Origin of the sequence: Bacillus cereus group sp. N8, from assembly GCF_016483685.1 — a bacterium.
Taxonomy (GTDB): domain Bacteria; phylum Bacillota; class Bacilli; order Bacillales; family Bacillaceae_G; genus Bacillus_A; species Bacillus_A proteolyticus.
The window spans coordinates 97397-114218 of record NZ_JAEHBK010000010.1 but is presented as its reverse complement, the minus strand read 5'-3'; the positions used below and the strand labels follow the sequence as shown (position 1 = coordinate 114218).

The following is a 16822-nucleotide window of genomic DNA, read 5'->3' as shown; positions in this document are numbered from 1 at the left end:
CCAATTTTTTCAGTCGAGATATAATTCTATAAAAAACACAATCATAAAGTCAATAGTTTAAGTGAGAATTTTCCGAAATAAAGAAAGGCATAAAAAACCCTGCCCATTTCTCTAAGATTTTGAAGTATCCTCAAAGGAAATTTTTTCTCTATATTTATTTATGAGAATTACATTCATTTTTTTGTTTTGGGGAACAATCAATTTTTCACTTACATGCAGGAATTACATACTTACCAAATAAATCTAAAGATGAAAGTACTTTATGATGTTCTAATCCACCAAAATTCATTACTGCCATAAAATTCGTAACACCTATTTCACTGTAGGACTGAATTTGTTTAATAACTTCATCAGGACTTCCTATTACTGGGTTGAATTTACATTTAAGGTCTTCATATGAAATATTCGTCCCACGCGGAGTATTCATAAATAATTGATAAGGACCTTTTGCATTGGATTCAGCCTCTGCATATGCTTCACCGACATGGACATGAAATGCAACAGGAATTTCCAGCTCTTCTGGATTACCGTGTCCTGACTTTAGATACGTATTCTTGTAAGTATCAATCAGCTTTGCTAATTCATCTCGTGATTTACTAAACCCAAGCCCCATGAAATTGTTTCCCATACTAGCAACATGACTAACACCTGTTTCACTAGAGGTTGCAATCCAATGAGGCGGAAACGGAGCTTGTATGGGCTGAACATTAAGTTTAAGGTCTTTGTATTGATAAAAGTTCCCTTGATGAGAAAAAATTTTGCCTGACCATACCTTACGTAGCACTTCTAGAGACTCGTTAAAACGCTCGGTTTTGTCCCCCAATGAAATATTATAGCCATCAAATTCCTTCTGTGCATATCCACTACCTAGCCCTAAATCTAATCTTCCGTTTGATAAAAGATCAACCATCGCATAATCTTCAGCAACTCGTATAGGGTTGTGTAATGGCAGTACTGAAACACCCACACCGAGGCGAATTCTATTCGTTCTTTGAGATACCGCAGCGAGCAGAACTGCTGGCGAAGGATTAATACCAAAATCTGAGAAGTGATGTTCTGCAAACCATACCCCATCAAAATTCACTTCTTCAGCCCGAACGGCTTGCTCTAATACCTCATTATAGAATTGTCTAGGTGTTCGGGATAATCGATTGGGGTAATTATCAAATATAGTTAATGTACTAAATTTCATTTAATATCGCTCCTGATACTTTATATTCATTTCTATATTTCATAGATCTTTTACATATAATCTAAATGGTATTATTAATATTCTAGTTATCCGAATCATTCCACTGACGGCTTATTTCTAGCCCATAATCCATATCGTAAACTTCTTTTATAGCTTTAACTTTTTCAAGACTTTCATCGCTAAACACAGGTTTATTTTCAAAAGAATGTAGAACGATTCTTTCAAGAAGAACGCCTAGTGAAATATCATGATACTCTGCCATCGCTTTCAGAACCTTCACCATTCTTTTTTCCATTCTAATTCCAGTTTGTACACGTTCAACTTTAATTTTTTGATTCTTTCCATTTACTTGTTCATTATTTTGTTTCATAATTCCACATCCTTACCGTGAAAAAACAATATTTTGTTACCTTGATAACAATGTATCATTATAACACCGATGTATATTTTGTCAATTGTGTCATTTTATTATTGGTTAAACATAATAGGTTCTCGCCCTATTACTATTATCAAGATAATGTAAATTTGTATCCATATAACGAAAAAACGCTATTCTTTTTATAGGAATATATAAAAAGAATAGCGTTTTTAATATGAATTTATCGATTTCTGATGAACTAAAATTAGTTTCTAAAGAATCGCGATGATATATATCACCTAATACTTTGGAATGATTTGATTCATTTAACAATCAAGTGAATAAGGTACACAAGAACTAGTAGCCCTATGTGTTTGATTACGCAAACACATAGCACATACTTCATTAACTCAACCTTGTAGTCGATTAGAAGCAAACACTGATACTTCTATGAATCCAGACGCACTCAACCAACGATGTATACCAACTATTTTCGTTGCATTTACTTATTAGATTCTACAAATTTGAAATTCCCCTCACATAAACTTAGCTTGATGTGTATGAGGGATAATCCCCACCTTTTCTTTATTTCTTTATTTCTTTTTTACTTTTATACGATAAGATAAGCACTCATGTAGTGAAGCTTGCTCTTTATATCGCAATTTTTCAAAATCAAATGCTCCGCCTGGGAAGAATCCTACAATACTTAAACCTGCTTTAGCACATAAATCACTAATCTCTTTTACTGTATAACAACGTAAAGACTGTGTCACAATCTCATTAGGTTGATTAGGATTCCACCAATGATCTAACATTCTTTCATTTATACTATCATATTCATATTTTCGCATAGCCGAACTTAATGACATTTCGTGTCCACTAACCTTTTTCCAATACAAAGGTTGATAAATATCAATAAGTGCACATCCATCATCCTTCATCCAATCTTTAATCCGTTTTAGTAGAAACAATTGCTCATTATTTGTTCCTACACCAAATCCATCTAAATAACTAACCACCTCAAATTTTTCTTCAAAGTTAATTTGATAAAAATCTCCACAATGAATGGCAATATCACTACTAGAATGTTCTTTTGCAAAGGAAACCAGCTCTGATACAAGTTCAACAGTTGTCATTCTCACATGTAACTTAGACATTGCTCGTGCAAATCCACCATTCCCTGCACCAAGTTCCAACATCGTTTGAAACGGATATCCAACTTGTTCTTGCACCTCTTTAGCAACCTGTTCTATCCAGCTTTCTGTATTTACATCATAATTCGACAGTTCAAATTGTTTTTTGTAAAATTCCTTCACATTTAATTCGTTCATTATTATTCTCCTCCTGTAATAGTTTTTTCTACTACAGGTTAGAAGCTAAATTTCTGATACCCATTAAAAATCCCCCTTATTTATCACCTACATTTCTATATTATCAAATTAAACAGAATATTCAAATGCACTTTATTCTTTATTGGTTTGAGAATTTCAACTGAAAACAAAATAAAAAGCAGATAATGAATTATTCCATTATCTGCTTACCAATTTATCCTTAGCTGCTTTTATTATATTTTTTGATACACGATCCAATCCCCAGAATCAATGATTTTCTTTAATATCTCTTTATCCTGAGCAACATACACATATGCATGTATTTCTTTATCAGCAAAATATACCGTTTGTGTAATTCGATCATATAAATCAGTCTCTGCATTACCTGTATATTCTTCAAGTTCATCTAATTTTTGTAGAACATCACTATTTACTTCATAAACTTCCCCATATACTTTTTCCTCGTTTGAACAAACCATTGCGGGATACCCTTCGTTTGTATCAAATAATTTGCCATACGTCCATGCTCCGTCTGCGATGCATGTTGCACCTCGCATATAATGAGCATTCATTTGCTCTTTTCTTAACGTGCCATACACGAAAACATGATACATATATCCCTATCCCCTTTATATGTCTCTACTTTCTTATTTGTAAATATGCACGAATCATAAAGTAACTCACTTCATTTGGAAGCTGTTCTTTAATAGATTTCAAACCACCTTCTGCATTTTGTACGGCAGTTTCAATAAGAGCTTCATACTCTGTTGGAACAAAGCTTTGCCACTCTACTTCCATACCATCTTCATGGCAACGGATTAAGTGGTTTTCAATCGTTTGTCTTGATAGACCTCTATCTTTCGCAATCTCATTTAGATCAATGCCTTGTTTATACATTTCATACGTTTCTATATGAGAATTCGCTGAAGCTTTTCCTGATTTTTTACGCTCTAAAACATCTTCTGTCTTAATTGTTTCAGCATAGTTTGGATTATCCTCAATGAAGTGCTGAACTGCTTGTAAGAAGTGAGACCCGTACTTCACAAGTTTGTGTTCTCCGATTCCTTTTACAGTTAGGAGTTCGGAGTCACTTTGTGGCATTTTTGCACACATATCTTTTAACGTTTGGTCAGAGAAAATAACAAACGGTGGTACACCTTCTCCTTGCGCAATTTCTTTACGCACTTCACGAAGCACTTCAAATAAAGGATGGTCTTGAACAATTTGTCTCGTTTCTACTCGTTCTTTGCGTAAAACATTCACTTTACCAAGTAGTGCTTCTTTCCCTTTTTCCGTTACTTTTAATGTCGGATATGTACCATGTTCAACTGCAATCAACTCGTCTGAAATTAAAAACTCAATAAACTCACTGACTTCTTTTACACTACGGTTTGATAAAAGACCATACGTTGGCAAAGTATGAAAATTAAATTCAATGACTTTCTTATTTTTCGATCCAGTTAATACTTGTGCAATCATTTGTTTTCCGAATCGTTGGTTCGTCCTGATCATACAAGATAGAACCATTTGTGATTCTCTCGTTACATCAATACTTTCACGGTCGTCCGTACAATTACCACAACGACCGCAATCTTCCTTCGGTTCTTCTCCAAAGTATTGCAAAATAAATGATTGTAAACATTGTTCTGTATGACAGTAATCGGTCATATTTTGCAATTTTTCTAGTTCATTTGAAAAACGTGATTCTCCAGTCGATTGATCAATTAAAAAGCGTTGCACTTGTACATCTTGAGAAGAATATAACAAAATACATTCACTATCTAACCCGTCACGACCAGCACGTCCCGCCTCTTGATAGTAACTTTCCATATTTTTCGGAAGTTGATAATGAATAACGTAACGAATATTCGATTTATCAATCCCCATCCCGAACGCAGATGTCGCTACCATCACACTGATTTCATCTCGTAAAAAGAGTTCTTGTTGTTCATTTCGATCGTGATCGCTCATACCTGCATGATATTTCGATACCGAAACTCCTGCTTTCCCTAGATCTTCATATAACTGATCGACTACTTTTCTTGTAGCTGCATATATAATCCCAGATTCCTTCTGATTTTGACGAATATAATCTGCTAAATACGCATTACGATCCTGTCCTTTAATTACTGAAAATGATAAGTTCTCGCGCTCGAACGTTGTCATAATTGTATTTTCTTGATTAATTTCAAGCGTGCTACATATATCATCACGTACTTGTGGTGTTGCCGTTGCCGTTAAAGCTAAAACGAGCGGTTTTTCTGGAAGATAATCTAATATGCGATGTATATGTAAATAACTTGGACGGAAATCATGACCCCACTGGGAAATACAGTGCGCCTCATCAATCGCAATCATTGGAATTTTCATATCGATAAGTTGGTCAACAAACTCCATAGAATCAAGACGCTCAGGCGCCACGTAAAGCAATTTGTAATGTCCTTGTTTCGCCAATTGAATTCGTTGATTCGCTTCTGTAATAGAAATAGAACTATTAATATATGTAGCGGAAATACCGTTTTGAATTAATGTATCTACTTGATCTTTCATAAGTGAAATCAAAGGTGATATAACTAATGTCGTTCCTTCGAATACTAGTGCGGGAATTTGATAACAAATTGACTTACCACCGCCCGTAGGCATAATACAAACCGTATCCTTCCCATCTAATACATTTTTAATTGTTTCATCTTGTCCTCTTCGGAATGACGAATAACCGAAATAAGACGCTAAAAGTTCTTGAGCTTTTGTAAACAAAAAAGAGTCACCTGCTTTTCTTTATCTTTCATCTATTCCCATTATATCATCAAACTGATTCTCGCCACTTTGAATTTTATAAGTATTTGAGTTCTATTTGCTTCCTAGGTTTTCCAACATAAAAAAAACAAATCTAGTACACAAGAAGAAAGAATTTCAAAATAAATATTCATTTAATTTACCTTCCTAGAATACTACTAATCGTATACATATGAATTTGAGGAGGTTAAATTATGAAGAGTCGTTACAATAATTCCAACAAACCTAAAGCGTCAAATAAACAACTCCAATTCTCTAATAATGATGCGTGGAAATATGAATCATTTTATAAGTATCAGCCTTTATTTTCTTATAAAAAACTATTTAATTTCCTTTCTCAACTTTTTATGCGTTAATACATGTGCCAAATATATATCATTCAAACAAATTTTCTCAACATTAAACTTATAGACTTACTACAATACAATTGTTACCATATATAATAATCTGTTAGATAAACCCCTTATGTTGACCTGCTTAAATTAGCAGGTCTTTTTATACTTACATATCGCGATATATCGTAGCCTGGTTGAAAAGTCTTTTCTCCATTTTAGAACCCTATTCCATTCTCCACAAATGATTATAATTCCCAAAAGCAAAATATAAATCCTTTACATTCATACAAGTAATTCATTTTTTTCTCAATACACAAAGTGAATTTCATTTGTTACTATGAAAATACTCCAGATGAGTTTTTGCTCATCAACATTATCTAGTTAAAGGGATCTGCCGCGGGAAGCAGATCCCTTTAACTTTATTAAAAAGTACCCTTCTCATTTGGACGCATTTACCAGGTTATTTTAAAAGAATTTTATGTTAATATTACGTAGTCGAGTCCGACATCTCGGCAATACCCTTTTGAGGCTCTGCAACTTCCCTTGCAGAGCCTCTTTTACTTTATATTCAATTTATTCATATATACCACAACATTATTCATTGAATTTCTCCATTTCAAATTCCCTGAAAATAATCTAGGACACGTAACTAAAAATAAATCTTTATCATACTTTGAGTTATACATGTTCAAAGGAGTGTTACTATTTATGTATTCTTATTGGCAATCGTATTACTCCCCCTATCATAACCCTTATGTAAACTATGATTCATCCGTACGTAACTACCGAATTAGTAAAAACGAGAATTTTTTAAAAGGGTATATGCGTTCTTTATGGGAACAACACGTCGCTTGGACGAGATTAGCTATTATAAGTATTGTATTTAATTTACCAGATGTTAATGTTACTGTTGGACGGCTTTTACAAAACGCAACACATATGGGACTATCACTTGAGCCCTTCTATGGCGAGAATGCAGTAAAGAAATATAGTGCATTAATTAAAGATCATTTAGTAATTGCAGCCGATCTTGTGAAAGCAGCAAAAGCTGGTGATCAAAACGCAGCAGCCGCTATAGAGAAGAAATGGTACGCTAATGGTGATGAAATTACTGAATTTCTTAACAGTATCAACCCATATATAGATAAAGAAGAATTCAGAAAAATGTTTTATGAACATTTAGCACTAACGAAAGCGGAAGCACTTGCCTTCCTAAATAAAGATTATGAAGCAGGAGTAAAACTTTACGATAAAATTGAAAAAGAAGCATTAGAAATGGCCGACATGATAACAAACGCAATCGTAAAACAATTTCCGCAAGTATTTCAATAAAAATAAGCCGATTTGAAAAAACAAATCGGCTTATTTAGTTTTCTATCAATGATATTTCACCACTCCTCTTTACATTTAACGTATATCGATATATTTTATTAATATCCGTTTTTTATAGGAGGAAATAGTTTGATTAACGCAATTGGTCTCGTATTTATTCTCACAAATAAGCATGAGAAAAAGAAAAAAGTTTATCTGAATGAAAAATTCGCATTAATAGACATTATTGATTCTAAAGAAGTATTTGATGATGAAGGAAACTCATTAGTAGAACTAACATGTAAATACAGTATATATTTAGACGAAAAATACTACTGTAAATCTCTCGATGATTATACTGGACAAGTATTCCCCTTCTTAAACGCTAAAATAGGAAAAGGACTTCTCAGAAACTTAAATTATTACTTTTCTTACGTTGATGCCTATGATAAAAAACCACCTGTTAAAGAAATAAGACCTCTTATGAAACAAGTAACTAACAGATAGCGGACAGTATTCAAAAAGAAAGCACCTAACTTCAGATGCTTTCTTTTTTTGAATCAGTAACTCTCTAACTTTCATCTCCTTCTAAATATATATACCCAAGCATACTTTAAAATAAAAACATTGGAGGATTAGGCTGAATGAAATATTCAGAATCAATCGTAAGTAAACGGCTCCGAAAACTTAAAACAACTGGTATGTTTTTTATACTATTTTTAATCGCATGGCTTGGATATACAAAATTCCTTTATGGAAATGGTTTTCTTTTCGAAAAGAAAACTTCAGTTGAAGTAATGAATACTAGCGTTACTGGAGAAATAGAAAAGAATTTCCATGTAAACTTACAAGGCTTTCGCAAAACGAACCTTGATACACTTATAGATGCTAGTAAAACCGATCCTAGCGAACTATCCTTAATTGAACTTATCAACACATCTTGTTCTAAAGATTGCACAGGTGAACCTTCAACTTACGTTAAGTCCAACCACGGGTATATCTTTTATACAAAATCTAATGGTACGAATGTAGCTCTAAAAATTAAAAAGCAAGATTCATGGGAAATTGAAAAGAAATCTGTTCAAAATGGAATTTAAAAGGTTCATACAAAAAAAGAGTACTTTACTTCAAAGTACTCTTTCAAAGAAAATTACCACTTACGGCATTTATCATCATCATCGTCACGTTTACGATTGCAACGGCAATCATCACAATCACAATGACGTTTACGATTGCAACGACAATCATCACATTCTCTGCGTCTACATCTTCCAAACATTAAATCATCCCAAAATCTATTACAATCTCTGCGTCTACACCGACAATTATTACACATGAATATGATTCCCCCCTAATATAAAATAGAATTCATCATATTCTATGTTTAAAAGGGTAAAAAGGCTTGTTTAATAGTCTATTTAAAGTGTATAAATGTGATGTAATTTGAATCAAGTACTAATATGACTATATTTCCTGCTGCCCTTCCACAGCACCCTTCAACCTCTGCAACATATACCCAATCCCTCTACATCCTTCTAACGGATATGTAATGATTTCTTCTGGATATAGCTTCGTCACAACTTTTTTATGCTTCTTCCCTGCAAGTAATACTATTTCATCAAACTGAAGTAAGCCTTTATCAATCATCTGTTGTTTTAATTGTTCTATGTTAATAATCTCATTACTCTTTGAGTCAAATGCAAGATCATAGTTTTCCTTTACAATATCATTTGGTCTTAAAAAACCATGCTTTGCAGATAATATAACCCAATTCTCGAAAAACTCAGTTGCATACGCCTGACATGCTTTTCCGAATGGACTAATATATACGTCTTTTGCCTCTGCCTCTCTGTGATCTGGGTACTTATCCCAAATTTTCTTCTTTCCACATGGAATTATGCATAACCTTTTCATCGTTATTTCTTACCTCGCTTCTAACTTTCTTATGAAATATAAAATTTTTCAGTACATTTTTTTAAAGAATACTATATAATAATCTCGAAAGATAAAATTACATTATTCCCTATATTTGGTTGAGTTTACTTTAGAGCAGTTGATTAAGCATTTATATTATTACATAAAAACACCGTACTAAAGTTACTTTCATGAAGCATGCATACACCCCATCCTTTAGTGTGTTTGTGAAGATTTCGTAAAATTAAGTACAATAAATCTTCTAACCACTATTCAATAGTACAATATATAAATATAGTATAACAAGGAGGTGAATACGTATGAAAAATATACTCCCAGCATTATTAGCTTATATTATCGTTTGTATCATCGCGATTATCCTTCCAGCATCTGACGGCTATAATACTATAGGTTGGAAATTCTTTGTTGGGCAAGCGTACGCAATACCTATTTTCATTATTACTGCTATTATTACATTTTATATAAACAAGAAAAAGTCTTAAGAATAAACGGTTATAAGGATAGCTAAACACTATCCTTATTTTAATTCATTAATCAGTTCCAAAATAGCCCTGGCAGTACTTTCTATCCTTTCTTCCGAAAAGTCAAACGTAACACCTGTATTTTCATATATTACTTGTATAGGTAAATTCCAATCTGAACTAGCTCCCTCTTTAAAGAAAGCAATCGCTTTTTCTGGATCTTCCCGGTAAATTTGAAACAATTGCATTGCTCCTATTTGCGAAATTGCATATTCAATTTTATAAAAAGGAAACTGGACAAAGTGAAATGACTCTAACCAGATTGCACCGATTTCATTCTCTAATCCTGCAATATTAACTGATGAGTGTTGATACCTTTTACATAGTTCAACATATTTCTTATCACGTTCTTCTGGTGTATGGTTTGGATTTGCATAGATCCAGTGCTGGAATACATCTCCTGCAATTGATGACATTAATAAAGACAAAGCACGATACAATTGTACGCGCTGCACTTCTTTATATTCATCCTCTTGCTTATAAAAAACAGTAAGCTTATCCATTACTAGCAACTCAAGACTGAGGGAATAAAGCTCAGCTACCTCTTCACGAAGATATCTTTCCTGCATGCTACTATCATTGTTAAATTGTTTATAAAAATGAAATGCATGCCCCATTTCATGTACTAGTGCATTAATTGCATAAAATGAAGGACTAAAGTTAGAATACACAAAAACCTCTTTACTATGAGGTAAGGTAAAACAAGCAGCTCCTTGTGCTTTATTTTCACGTTCTTCTACGTCAATGAATCCTGCTTTCCTTATATGGATAAATTCCTCATAAAAATATAAGTCTGTCTTCTGAAACATTTCTTCCACCCCATCCAATAAATCAATGGGATTTTCAAATGGCGTTTTTTGTAAATTACAAACAGCAAGATCCCAAGGGCGATACGTTTTTACACCGAGATTACTTTTAGAAAGATTCCCTAACTGTTTCCAAATTGGTACAACATACTTCTCTATAGATTCATGAAGCTTATAACACTCTTCAATTCTATAATCTCTGTTTTTTTGTTTGAAAGCATATTCACTATAATTATTAAATCCTGCATTTAAAGCTATCTCATTCCGCAATTGTACGAGATTATTCATAATACAATCTATTTCTATTTTCACTACACTTCTTGCTTCACATAAAGCATACCAAGCTTTTTTGCGAATAGCTCTATTCCTGTTATCTAGCTTTGCTTTTATGTATGCATACGTCTTTTGCTCGCCTTCCCAATTAATAAATATGTTAGACATTATTTCTCTATATTTCGTAATAAGCTCTTGCTCTTTAACGGAAAGAGAAATGTTCTTTTCATTAAACATTTTACTCTTCACCAATCGTGCTTTTTTCATAAATCCGTATTTCTGCTCCTCTAATAAGTCGGAAAACGGGCACTCTCTAAATTTCTGGTCAAATTTTGCAGTGTAGCTTTTTAAAAGTGGTTGAATTGTATTTTGATTATACATATGTAAATTACGTTTATCTCTGTCATTTGTATCTCTATACGTGGCGATTAAACTACTTGTTATCTCCTCTTCTACTTCAGCGTTTACACGCAGTTCCTCTAAAAGCCAACGCTCTAATTCTGAAACAGAAGTAATTTTCCGCTCTAAAAGTGACTGTAATTTATTTTCCAAATCATTAAACATACACAATCCTCCCGTTTTTAATTTTCTGTTTTTTAAAGATAAAAAGGACAAGTAGCCAATCTGACTACTTGTCCTTTTTTTGTTAAACCATACACAATTATATTAAGCTTGGAATGCTTCTGTTAATACTGGTACGATTTGTTTTTTACGAGATACAACACCTTTTAATGTAGCAGTGTTGTTTTCTAGAGATACGTTGTATGCTTTCTCAACAACGTTTGCTGCTTTACCGATCGCAAGACCGACAGAATCGTTAGTTAAGATATCAGTTACAACAAATAAGAATAAGTCTAAACCTTTTTCTTCTACTACTGTAGAGATAACTTTTTCAAGTTCAGCTTGGTGTACAAGAACATCGTTTGTATCAACAGCGTTTACTTGTGCGATTTCAACTTTCGCGTTACCCATTTGGAATTCTTTAGCGTCAAGGGAGATTAATTGCTCCATTGTTTTTTCGCTTAAGTCAGCACCAGCTTTTAACATTTCTAAGCCGTAGTTATCTGCATCTACATCAGCGATTTCTGCTAATTCGCGAGCTGCTGCTACGTCTTGTTCTGTGCAAGTTGGAGATTTGAATAGTAAAGAATCTGAAATGATTGCAGATAACATTAAACCTGCAACTTCTTTACGAATTGCAACACCATTTTCTTTGTACATTTTGTTTAAGATTGTAGCTGTACAACCAACTGGCTCACAACGGTAGTATATAGGATCGCTTGTTTCAAAGTTAGCAATACGGTGATGGTCAATAACTTCTAACACACGAACAGATTCGATATCGTTAGCACTTTGTTGACGCTCGTTATGGTCAACTAAAATAACATTGTCCACTTCGCTTGCAACTGTCTCAACAAAACGCGGTCCTTCTACTTTAAAATAGTCTAACGCAAATTGAGTTTCACCGCTGATTTCGCCTAAACGTACAGGCTCAGCATTCATTCCTAATTCTTTTTTCAATTCTGCATAAGCAATCGCAGAACAAATTGCATCTGTATCTGGGTTTTTATGCCCGAAAACTAGTACTTTTTCCATGTTTTCCACCTCTTCATGAAAAGGATATCTTAAAGAAGCAAATATGACAATATTTTAGACACATTTTTTTATAAATAATTGCAGTTTCTTCTATATTTTTCATCGTTTTCACAAAAAAAGACCCTCTAAAATAATTTAGATGGCCAAAAGTTATCTTTTCGTTAAAATAAAGGTGGTACTTGCACTAAGTTATTAAATGTGAAATTGGCAAAGGCAGTCTAATTATCGAATAGCCCTCTTCCTCTCAGATTTGCGGAAACAGGCTCCTTTCCTATTTCACGTGCCCATATAGATAACTGGCCGATATGGTGAATTTCATGGACAATGACATGACGTATTATCTCTCCGTGTGTACATTCAATGACCCGGCGCCTGATTGGGGCGTCTCTAGAGCTAATCGGTTCTTCATTGAAATCAGTTTCTGAAAGTTTCCAAGAATCCATTTCATTTGTCCAAGATGTCACAAATGGCTTCACTTTCTCGTGGTATTGATCCGAAAGATTTTTCACTTTTTGCAAGCTAGTATAATCTTCAAACAATGGCTCCTCAGGCACTGGTTCACCTCGCAAACCTAAGATCCACATATATTCCACATCTACAATGTGAAATAGGGTATGTAGGATGCTACCAAATCCACCAACCCTTTTCTTTAATAGTTCTTCAGCCGACATATCTTCGCACAATGTAAACCAATCATCACGAACTTGCCAGTTATATTGAAACAGTTTCAACATCACAACAACCTCCATTTTTTAGATTAACATTTTAATATTCACCAAATGACTTCAAAATCAAAATCTAAAAAAACTGTCAAAGCTCTCTACAGACTGGTCCTTTAAATTAAACATTCCAGATGAAGATAAAGGGTCAAAAGAAAAACACTATTATACAGGGGTGTATCAAACATTATTTGAAATTATCCCTCTTTTCAAATAAAAAAACTAAAGCATTTTATAATAAATTACCGTTGCATCCAGCTCACCATTTGGAGAAATTGCATATTCCGGTATTTTTCCAACTTCTTGATAGTCTAATGATTTGTATAATCTATTCGATGGATCCCCTTCTCTAGTATCTAACACTAAAAGAGACCTATTTTCTTGCTTTGCTCGTTCCTCTGCTTTTTTCAATAATGAACGTCCGATGCCATTCCGTCTAAAGTTTGGGTGAGTCATTAACTTACAAATTTCGGCCCTATGGATCCCATTAGGCTTTGTAACAAGATGTAATTGTACACTTCCTGCCACTTCATTATTTATTTTAGCAACATATAATATCACTTCTGGTGCTAATACGGTTTGCCAATAATTTATGGCTTCTTGTTGTTCCAGTGGAGGTAAAAAACCAATTGACGCCTCATCATCTACTACTGTTTTCAAAAGTTTAGAAAGCTCTTCCATATCATTTTCTAATTGCTTAATTTCTTCAATTACTAAATTTTGCATTACTAATCCCCCTTTTGTTTCATTGTAACAACTTTTAAAGAAGGAATAATGAAATTCTAAGATGAAATTATTAAATATATGATTTTTTAGAGAAAGGATACCTATATGAAATATATATTAGATAGGACATATGCAAGAGAATTACTCCAGTGGGCATATGAACAAAACCCAGGTCCGTGGTTCGAACATTCATGTAATGTTGCCCTTGCGACTGAAAAGATAGTTGTTGAACTTATTAATAATGAGTACGACCTAGATGCTGATATAGCATACAATGCTGCCCTCCTGCATGATATAGGAAGATATAAAGGTTTTACTAAATCATTCATTCCTATGATGGTTACATGTATATGAATGATTTAGGGTATACAGGAAACGCCGTTATATGTGTGACGCATTCATTTCCTTGCAAAAATGAGCAGTTAGATATCGCGGCAGAGTGGAGCCTTGTTCCCGATTATATTGAAAGCCGGTTGGTTGACATACTTAATGAACATAGTGACTACGACTTATACAATAAAGTAATTACCCTTTGCGACGCTCTCGCTGATGCGGAAGGCTTTACTACTCTTGAAAAAAGATTGATTTCAGTTGGTTTGCGACACGGAACAACCTCTCATACCTCCTTTCATTGGAAAGGATTCTACACAATTAAGAATGAATTAGAATCTTTAATCGGTAAGAGTATATACACACTTCTCCCTGATGTAGAGAAATCGATTTACGGAAATATAGAATATTAAAAACAAAATAATTTGACTGTATGATTCTACAAAACTTTTTCAAAAGTGGAGGGATTTATTATTAGTAAAATAGGATTTGACTTAATAAATCATGAAGGTAACTTCGATTTTGGATATGAAGATATAACGAATATATCCAAGAAATGCAAATTCTCTAACTGTTCGCATACTAATGAACCACACTGTGCAGTTCAAGATGCTGTATCTAACGGTATTCTTTCTGAAGAAATATTTAATAATTATTATAGAGATATAAACGAGGCACAGTATGTTTCTGCACAAAGAAATAAAACGAAAGCTATTGATTATATGAAACAATTGAAACTCTTTCAAAAAAATTAGGCTAAAATAAAAAGCTCTCCTTACAAGCATAATTTAAGGAGAGCTTTTTCACTTTTAATAACTTTGATTTTTCAATTCCACCATACACTCGTGCATTAAAATCAGCGCTCAACACATTTTAGTTCACCAGTAATTACAACTGAGACACATTAAACTTCTAATACCCCTTTACTAAGATCGATACATTCTTTTATTTAAGGTTAAAAAAAGACCATATATAACCTAGATAAAAAGATTGAATTTTCAGTTTTTTAATATTGGAAGTTTACATATTTAAAATTTAACACTATCATCCGCCGATACTTTTTCTTTAGAACTTTTTCTTTCAATCTCTTTACCCCGCTCTTCCCAAATCGTTAAACCTTCAATCCCTACTTTTTTAGGATCAAATACTGGATCTTTCCCTTCTTTTTTCTGCGTTTCATAATCTTTTAACACTTTTAATGCCGTTTTACTTAATAATAGGATTGCTATAAGGTTTAACCATGCCATACTACCAATTCCTAAATCTCCGAGATTCCATAAAAACGAAGCTGATTCTACACTACCGATGTATACCATAATTAAAAATCCAATTTTTAATACTGGTTTTAACCAGCTATATTTGAGGTCACGATCTAAATAAGTAAGCGTCGTTTCAGCGATATAGTAGTACGCGAGTAAAGTTGTAAATGCGAAGAAGAATATTGCGATTGAAATAAATATTGGACCAAATCCTGTCATAACAGTTTCAACTGCTTGTTGTGTATAAATTGGACCTGCTTCCACATTTCCTATATTCTGTACAATAGCGCTTTTCCCTTCAGGTATAACATTGTACATACCTGTTATTAAAATCATAAGCGCTGTCGCAGTACATACTACAATTGTATCGATATATACAGAAAATGCTTGAACTAACCCTTGTTTTGCAGGGTGCGATACTTCAGCAGCAGCTGAGCTATACGTCGCTTCCCCAACACCAGCGACGTTTGAAAATACAGCACGCTTTACTCCCCATGCAATAGCTGCGCCGACGATGCCGCCAAACATTTCATTTACACCAAAAGCACTTGAGAAAATTAAAGCAAACATACTTGGAATTTCCGTTATATTCGCAATTAAAATGATACATGTAACAATTACATAACCAATTGCCATAAAAGGAACAAGCATTTGTGAAACGCCCGCAATTCTCTTTACGCCACCAAAAATGATAGCTGCTAATAATACGACTAATAATATACCAGTTATATATTTGCTAATACCATTAGAATTTTCAAACCCAACTGCGATACTACTAGATTGAATACCTGGTAATAAAACGCCATATGAAAGTGTTACAACGACCGCTACAATAACTGCAAACCATTTCATTTTTAAACCTTTTTCAATAAAATATGGTGTACCGCCGCGATATTCATTCCCTACTTTACTCTTATACACTTGAGATAATGTTGATTCAACGAACGCACTAGCTGCCCCTAACAAAGCCATTACCCACATCCAAAATACAGCTCCAGGCCCGCCAAAAGCGATAGCTGTCGCTACCCCTGCGATATTACCTATTCCAACCCTACCTGATAAGGCTAAACAAAACGCTTGGAAGGATGATATTCCCGTCTCCGAGCTCTTCCCTTCAAATAATAGTTTAATCATCTCTTTAAAATAACGAATTTGTAAAAAACGAGTGGCAATTGTAAAATACACTCCTGCTCCTAATGCGAAAACAACTAAACCAATACTCCATACTTGCCCTACTAACCATTCTACTAACTGCTCCATCCAAATCCCCCTTATAATTCTTTTGAAAAAGCAATTTTATATATAAGAAAACGGACAACCTTTTTCATGCCTTC

Annotated in this window: 18 protein-coding genes and 2 pseudogenes; 8 read left to right on the top strand and 12 right to left on the bottom strand. The window is 33.7% G+C overall.

Annotated elements, in window-relative coordinates; translation table 11 throughout:
• Positions 1-205: 205 nt before the first annotated feature.
• Positions 206-1192, bottom strand: coding sequence for an LLM class flavin-dependent oxidoreductase (locus tag JDS80_RS16480; protein WP_071746175.1), 987 nt, complete (start codon positions 1190-1192; stop codon positions 206-208).
• Positions 1193-1274: 82 nt separating this feature from the next.
• Complete coding sequence (locus JDS80_RS16475) at positions 1275-1562, bottom strand: hypothetical protein (protein WP_071746176.1); 288 nt, start codon at positions 1560-1562, stop codon at positions 1275-1277.
• A gap of 280 nt (positions 1563-1842) precedes the next feature.
• Here JDS80_RS16475 and JDS80_RS31495 point away from each other — a divergent pair.
• Positions 1843-2086, top strand: a pseudogene (locus JDS80_RS31495) (IS4 family transposase); the annotation flags it as partial.
• A 57-nt stretch (positions 2087-2143) separates the two neighbouring features.
• Here the strand turns inward: JDS80_RS31495 and JDS80_RS16470 are convergent.
• The 3 genes from JDS80_RS16470 to recQ all read right to left on the bottom strand — a co-directional run bounded on the left by JDS80_RS16470 (position 2144) and on the right by recQ (position 5638).
• Complete coding sequence (locus JDS80_RS16470) at positions 2144-2881, bottom strand: class I SAM-dependent methyltransferase (RefSeq protein WP_071746177.1); 738 nt, start codon at positions 2879-2881, stop codon at positions 2144-2146.
• 233 nt (positions 2882-3114) lie between these two features.
• On the bottom strand, positions 3115-3495 hold the full coding sequence (locus JDS80_RS16465) for a gamma-glutamylcyclotransferase family protein (RefSeq protein WP_071746178.1): 381 nt from the start codon (positions 3493-3495) through the stop codon (positions 3115-3117).
• Positions 3496-3520: 25 nt separating this feature from the next.
• Positions 3521-5638 (bottom strand): DNA helicase RecQ, encoded by a 2118-nt coding sequence (gene recQ, locus JDS80_RS16460; protein ID WP_071746179.1) that lies wholly within the window; start codon positions 5636-5638, stop codon positions 3521-3523.
• A gap of 233 nt (positions 5639-5871) precedes the next feature.
• Between recQ and JDS80_RS16455 the strand changes: the two genes are divergently transcribed.
• The 4 genes from JDS80_RS16455 to JDS80_RS16440 all read left to right on the top strand — a co-directional run bounded on the left by JDS80_RS16455 (position 5872) and on the right by JDS80_RS16440 (position 8420).
• Positions 5872-6033 (top strand): hypothetical protein, encoded by a 162-nt coding sequence (locus JDS80_RS16455; RefSeq protein WP_083596212.1) that lies wholly within the window; start codon positions 5872-5874, stop codon positions 6031-6033.
• Positions 6034-6720: 687 nt separating this feature from the next.
• Positions 6721-7344, top strand: a complete 624-nt coding sequence (locus JDS80_RS16450; protein ID WP_071772753.1) for an acetylglutamate kinase — start codon at positions 6721-6723, stop codon at positions 7342-7344.
• A gap of 129 nt (positions 7345-7473) precedes the next feature.
• Positions 7474-7830, top strand: coding sequence for a cytoplasmic protein (locus tag JDS80_RS16445; protein WP_071772754.1), 357 nt, complete (start codon positions 7474-7476; stop codon positions 7828-7830).
• 137 nt (positions 7831-7967) lie between these two features.
• Complete coding sequence (locus JDS80_RS16440) at positions 7968-8420, top strand: hypothetical protein (protein WP_071746182.1); 453 nt, start codon at positions 7968-7970, stop codon at positions 8418-8420.
• Positions 8421-8473: 53 nt separating this feature from the next.
• Here the strand turns inward: JDS80_RS16440 and JDS80_RS31490 are convergent, their stop codons facing one another.
• Positions 8474-8659, bottom strand: a complete 186-nt coding sequence (locus tag JDS80_RS31490; protein WP_071746183.1) for a hypothetical protein — start codon at positions 8657-8659, stop codon at positions 8474-8476.
• 128 nt (positions 8660-8787) lie between these two features.
• Positions 8788-9237, bottom strand: a complete 450-nt coding sequence (locus JDS80_RS16435) for a DUF6884 domain-containing protein (RefSeq protein ID WP_071746184.1) — start codon at positions 9235-9237, stop codon at positions 8788-8790.
• A gap of 320 nt (positions 9238-9557) precedes the next feature.
• Here JDS80_RS16435 and JDS80_RS16430 point away from each other — a divergent pair, with 320 nt between their 5' ends.
• Positions 9558-9740: a DUF4017 family protein gene (locus JDS80_RS16430; RefSeq protein ID WP_071746185.1), complete on the top strand. Its 183-nt coding sequence runs from the start codon at positions 9558-9560 to the stop codon at positions 9738-9740.
• A gap of 35 nt (positions 9741-9775) precedes the next feature.
• On the opposite strand, the gene JDS80_RS16425 is transcribed toward JDS80_RS16430, so the two are convergent.
• The 4 genes from JDS80_RS16425 to JDS80_RS16410 all read right to left on the bottom strand — a co-directional run bounded on the left by JDS80_RS16425 (position 9776) and on the right by JDS80_RS16410 (position 13899).
• Complete coding sequence (locus JDS80_RS16425; RefSeq protein WP_199639294.1) at positions 9776-11422, bottom strand: M3 family oligoendopeptidase; 1647 nt, start codon at positions 11420-11422, stop codon at positions 9776-9778.
• A gap of 102 nt (positions 11423-11524) precedes the next feature.
• Positions 11525-12454 carry a manganese-dependent inorganic pyrophosphatase gene (gene ppaC / locus JDS80_RS16420; RefSeq protein WP_199639292.1) on the bottom strand — a complete coding sequence of 310 codons (930 nt, stop codon included), beginning with the start codon at positions 12452-12454 and terminating at the stop codon, positions 11525-11527.
• Between the two features lie 218 nt (positions 12455-12672).
• The gene (locus JDS80_RS16415; RefSeq protein WP_199639290.1) at positions 12673-13188 is read right to left on the bottom strand and encodes a DinB family protein; all 516 of its coding nucleotides are present in this window, start codon (positions 13186-13188) and stop codon (positions 12673-12675) included.
• 207 nt (positions 13189-13395) lie between these two features.
• Positions 13396-13899, bottom strand: a complete 504-nt coding sequence (locus JDS80_RS16410) for a GNAT family N-acetyltransferase (protein WP_071746188.1) — start codon at positions 13897-13899, stop codon at positions 13396-13398.
• Positions 13900-14004: 105 nt separating this feature from the next.
• On the opposite strand from JDS80_RS16410, the pseudogene JDS80_RS16405 reads away from it, so the two are divergent.
• A pseudogene (locus tag JDS80_RS16405) lies at positions 14005-14642 on the top strand (HD domain-containing protein).
• Between the two features lie 45 nt (positions 14643-14687).
• Positions 14688-14984, top strand: coding sequence for a ribosome small subunit-dependent GTPase A (locus JDS80_RS16400; protein WP_175546576.1), 297 nt, complete (start codon positions 14688-14690; stop codon positions 14982-14984).
• 273 nt (positions 14985-15257) lie between these two features.
• Here JDS80_RS16400 and JDS80_RS16395 read toward each other — a convergent pair whose 3' ends face one another.
• Positions 15258-16748: an alanine/glycine:cation symporter family protein gene (locus JDS80_RS16395; protein WP_071746189.1), complete on the bottom strand. Its 1491-nt coding sequence runs from the start codon at positions 16746-16748 to the stop codon at positions 15258-15260.
• Positions 16749-16822 lie beyond the last annotated feature (74 nt).

What these genes read in the sequence shown, in the direction of transcription:
- JDS80_RS16480 (WP_071746175.1), bottom strand. Translation starts at nt 1,192, where the DNA reads ATGAAATTTAGTACATTAACTATATTTGATAATTACCCCAATCGATTA.
- JDS80_RS16475 (WP_071746176.1), bottom strand. Translation starts at nt 1,562, where the DNA reads ATGAAACAAAATAATGAACAAGTAAATGGAAAGAATCAAAAAATTAAA.
- JDS80_RS16470 (WP_071746177.1), bottom strand. Translation starts at nt 2,881, where the DNA reads ATGAACGAATTAAATGTGAAGGAATTTTACAAAAAACAATTTGAACTG.
- JDS80_RS16465 (WP_071746178.1), bottom strand. Translation starts at nt 3,495, where the DNA reads ATGTATCATGTTTTCGTGTATGGCACGTTAAGAAAAGAGCAAATGAAT.
- JDS80_RS16455 (WP_083596212.1), top strand. Translation starts at nt 5,872, where the DNA reads ATGAAGAGTCGTTACAATAATTCCAACAAACCTAAAGCGTCAAATAAA.
- JDS80_RS16450 (WP_071772753.1), top strand. Translation starts at nt 6,721, where the DNA reads ATGTATTCTTATTGGCAATCGTATTACTCCCCCTATCATAACCCTTAT.
- JDS80_RS16440 (WP_071746182.1), top strand. Translation starts at nt 7,968, where the DNA reads ATGAAATATTCAGAATCAATCGTAAGTAAACGGCTCCGAAAACTTAAA.
- JDS80_RS31490 (WP_071746183.1), bottom strand. Translation starts at nt 8,659, where the DNA reads ATGTGTAATAATTGTCGGTGTAGACGCAGAGATTGTAATAGATTTTGG.
- JDS80_RS16435 (WP_071746184.1), bottom strand. Translation starts at nt 9,237, where the DNA reads ATGAAAAGGTTATGCATAATTCCATGTGGAAAGAAGAAAATTTGGGAT.
- JDS80_RS16430 (WP_071746185.1), top strand. Translation starts at nt 9,558, where the DNA reads ATGAAAAATATACTCCCAGCATTATTAGCTTATATTATCGTTTGTATC.
- JDS80_RS16425 (WP_199639294.1), bottom strand. Translation starts at nt 11,422, where the DNA reads ATGTTTAATGATTTGGAAAATAAATTACAGTCACTTTTAGAGCGGAAA.
- ppaC (WP_199639292.1), bottom strand. Translation starts at nt 12,454, where the DNA reads ATGGAAAAAGTACTAGTTTTCGGGCATAAAAACCCAGATACAGATGCA.
- JDS80_RS16415 (WP_199639290.1), bottom strand. Translation starts at nt 13,188, where the DNA reads ATGTTGAAACTGTTTCAATATAACTGGCAAGTTCGTGATGATTGGTTT.
- JDS80_RS16410 (WP_071746188.1), bottom strand. Translation starts at nt 13,899, where the DNA reads ATGCAAAATTTAGTAATTGAAGAAATTAAGCAATTAGAAAATGATATG.
- JDS80_RS16395 (WP_071746189.1), bottom strand. Translation starts at nt 16,748, where the DNA reads ATGGAGCAGTTAGTAGAATGGTTAGTAGGGCAAGTATGGAGTATTGGT.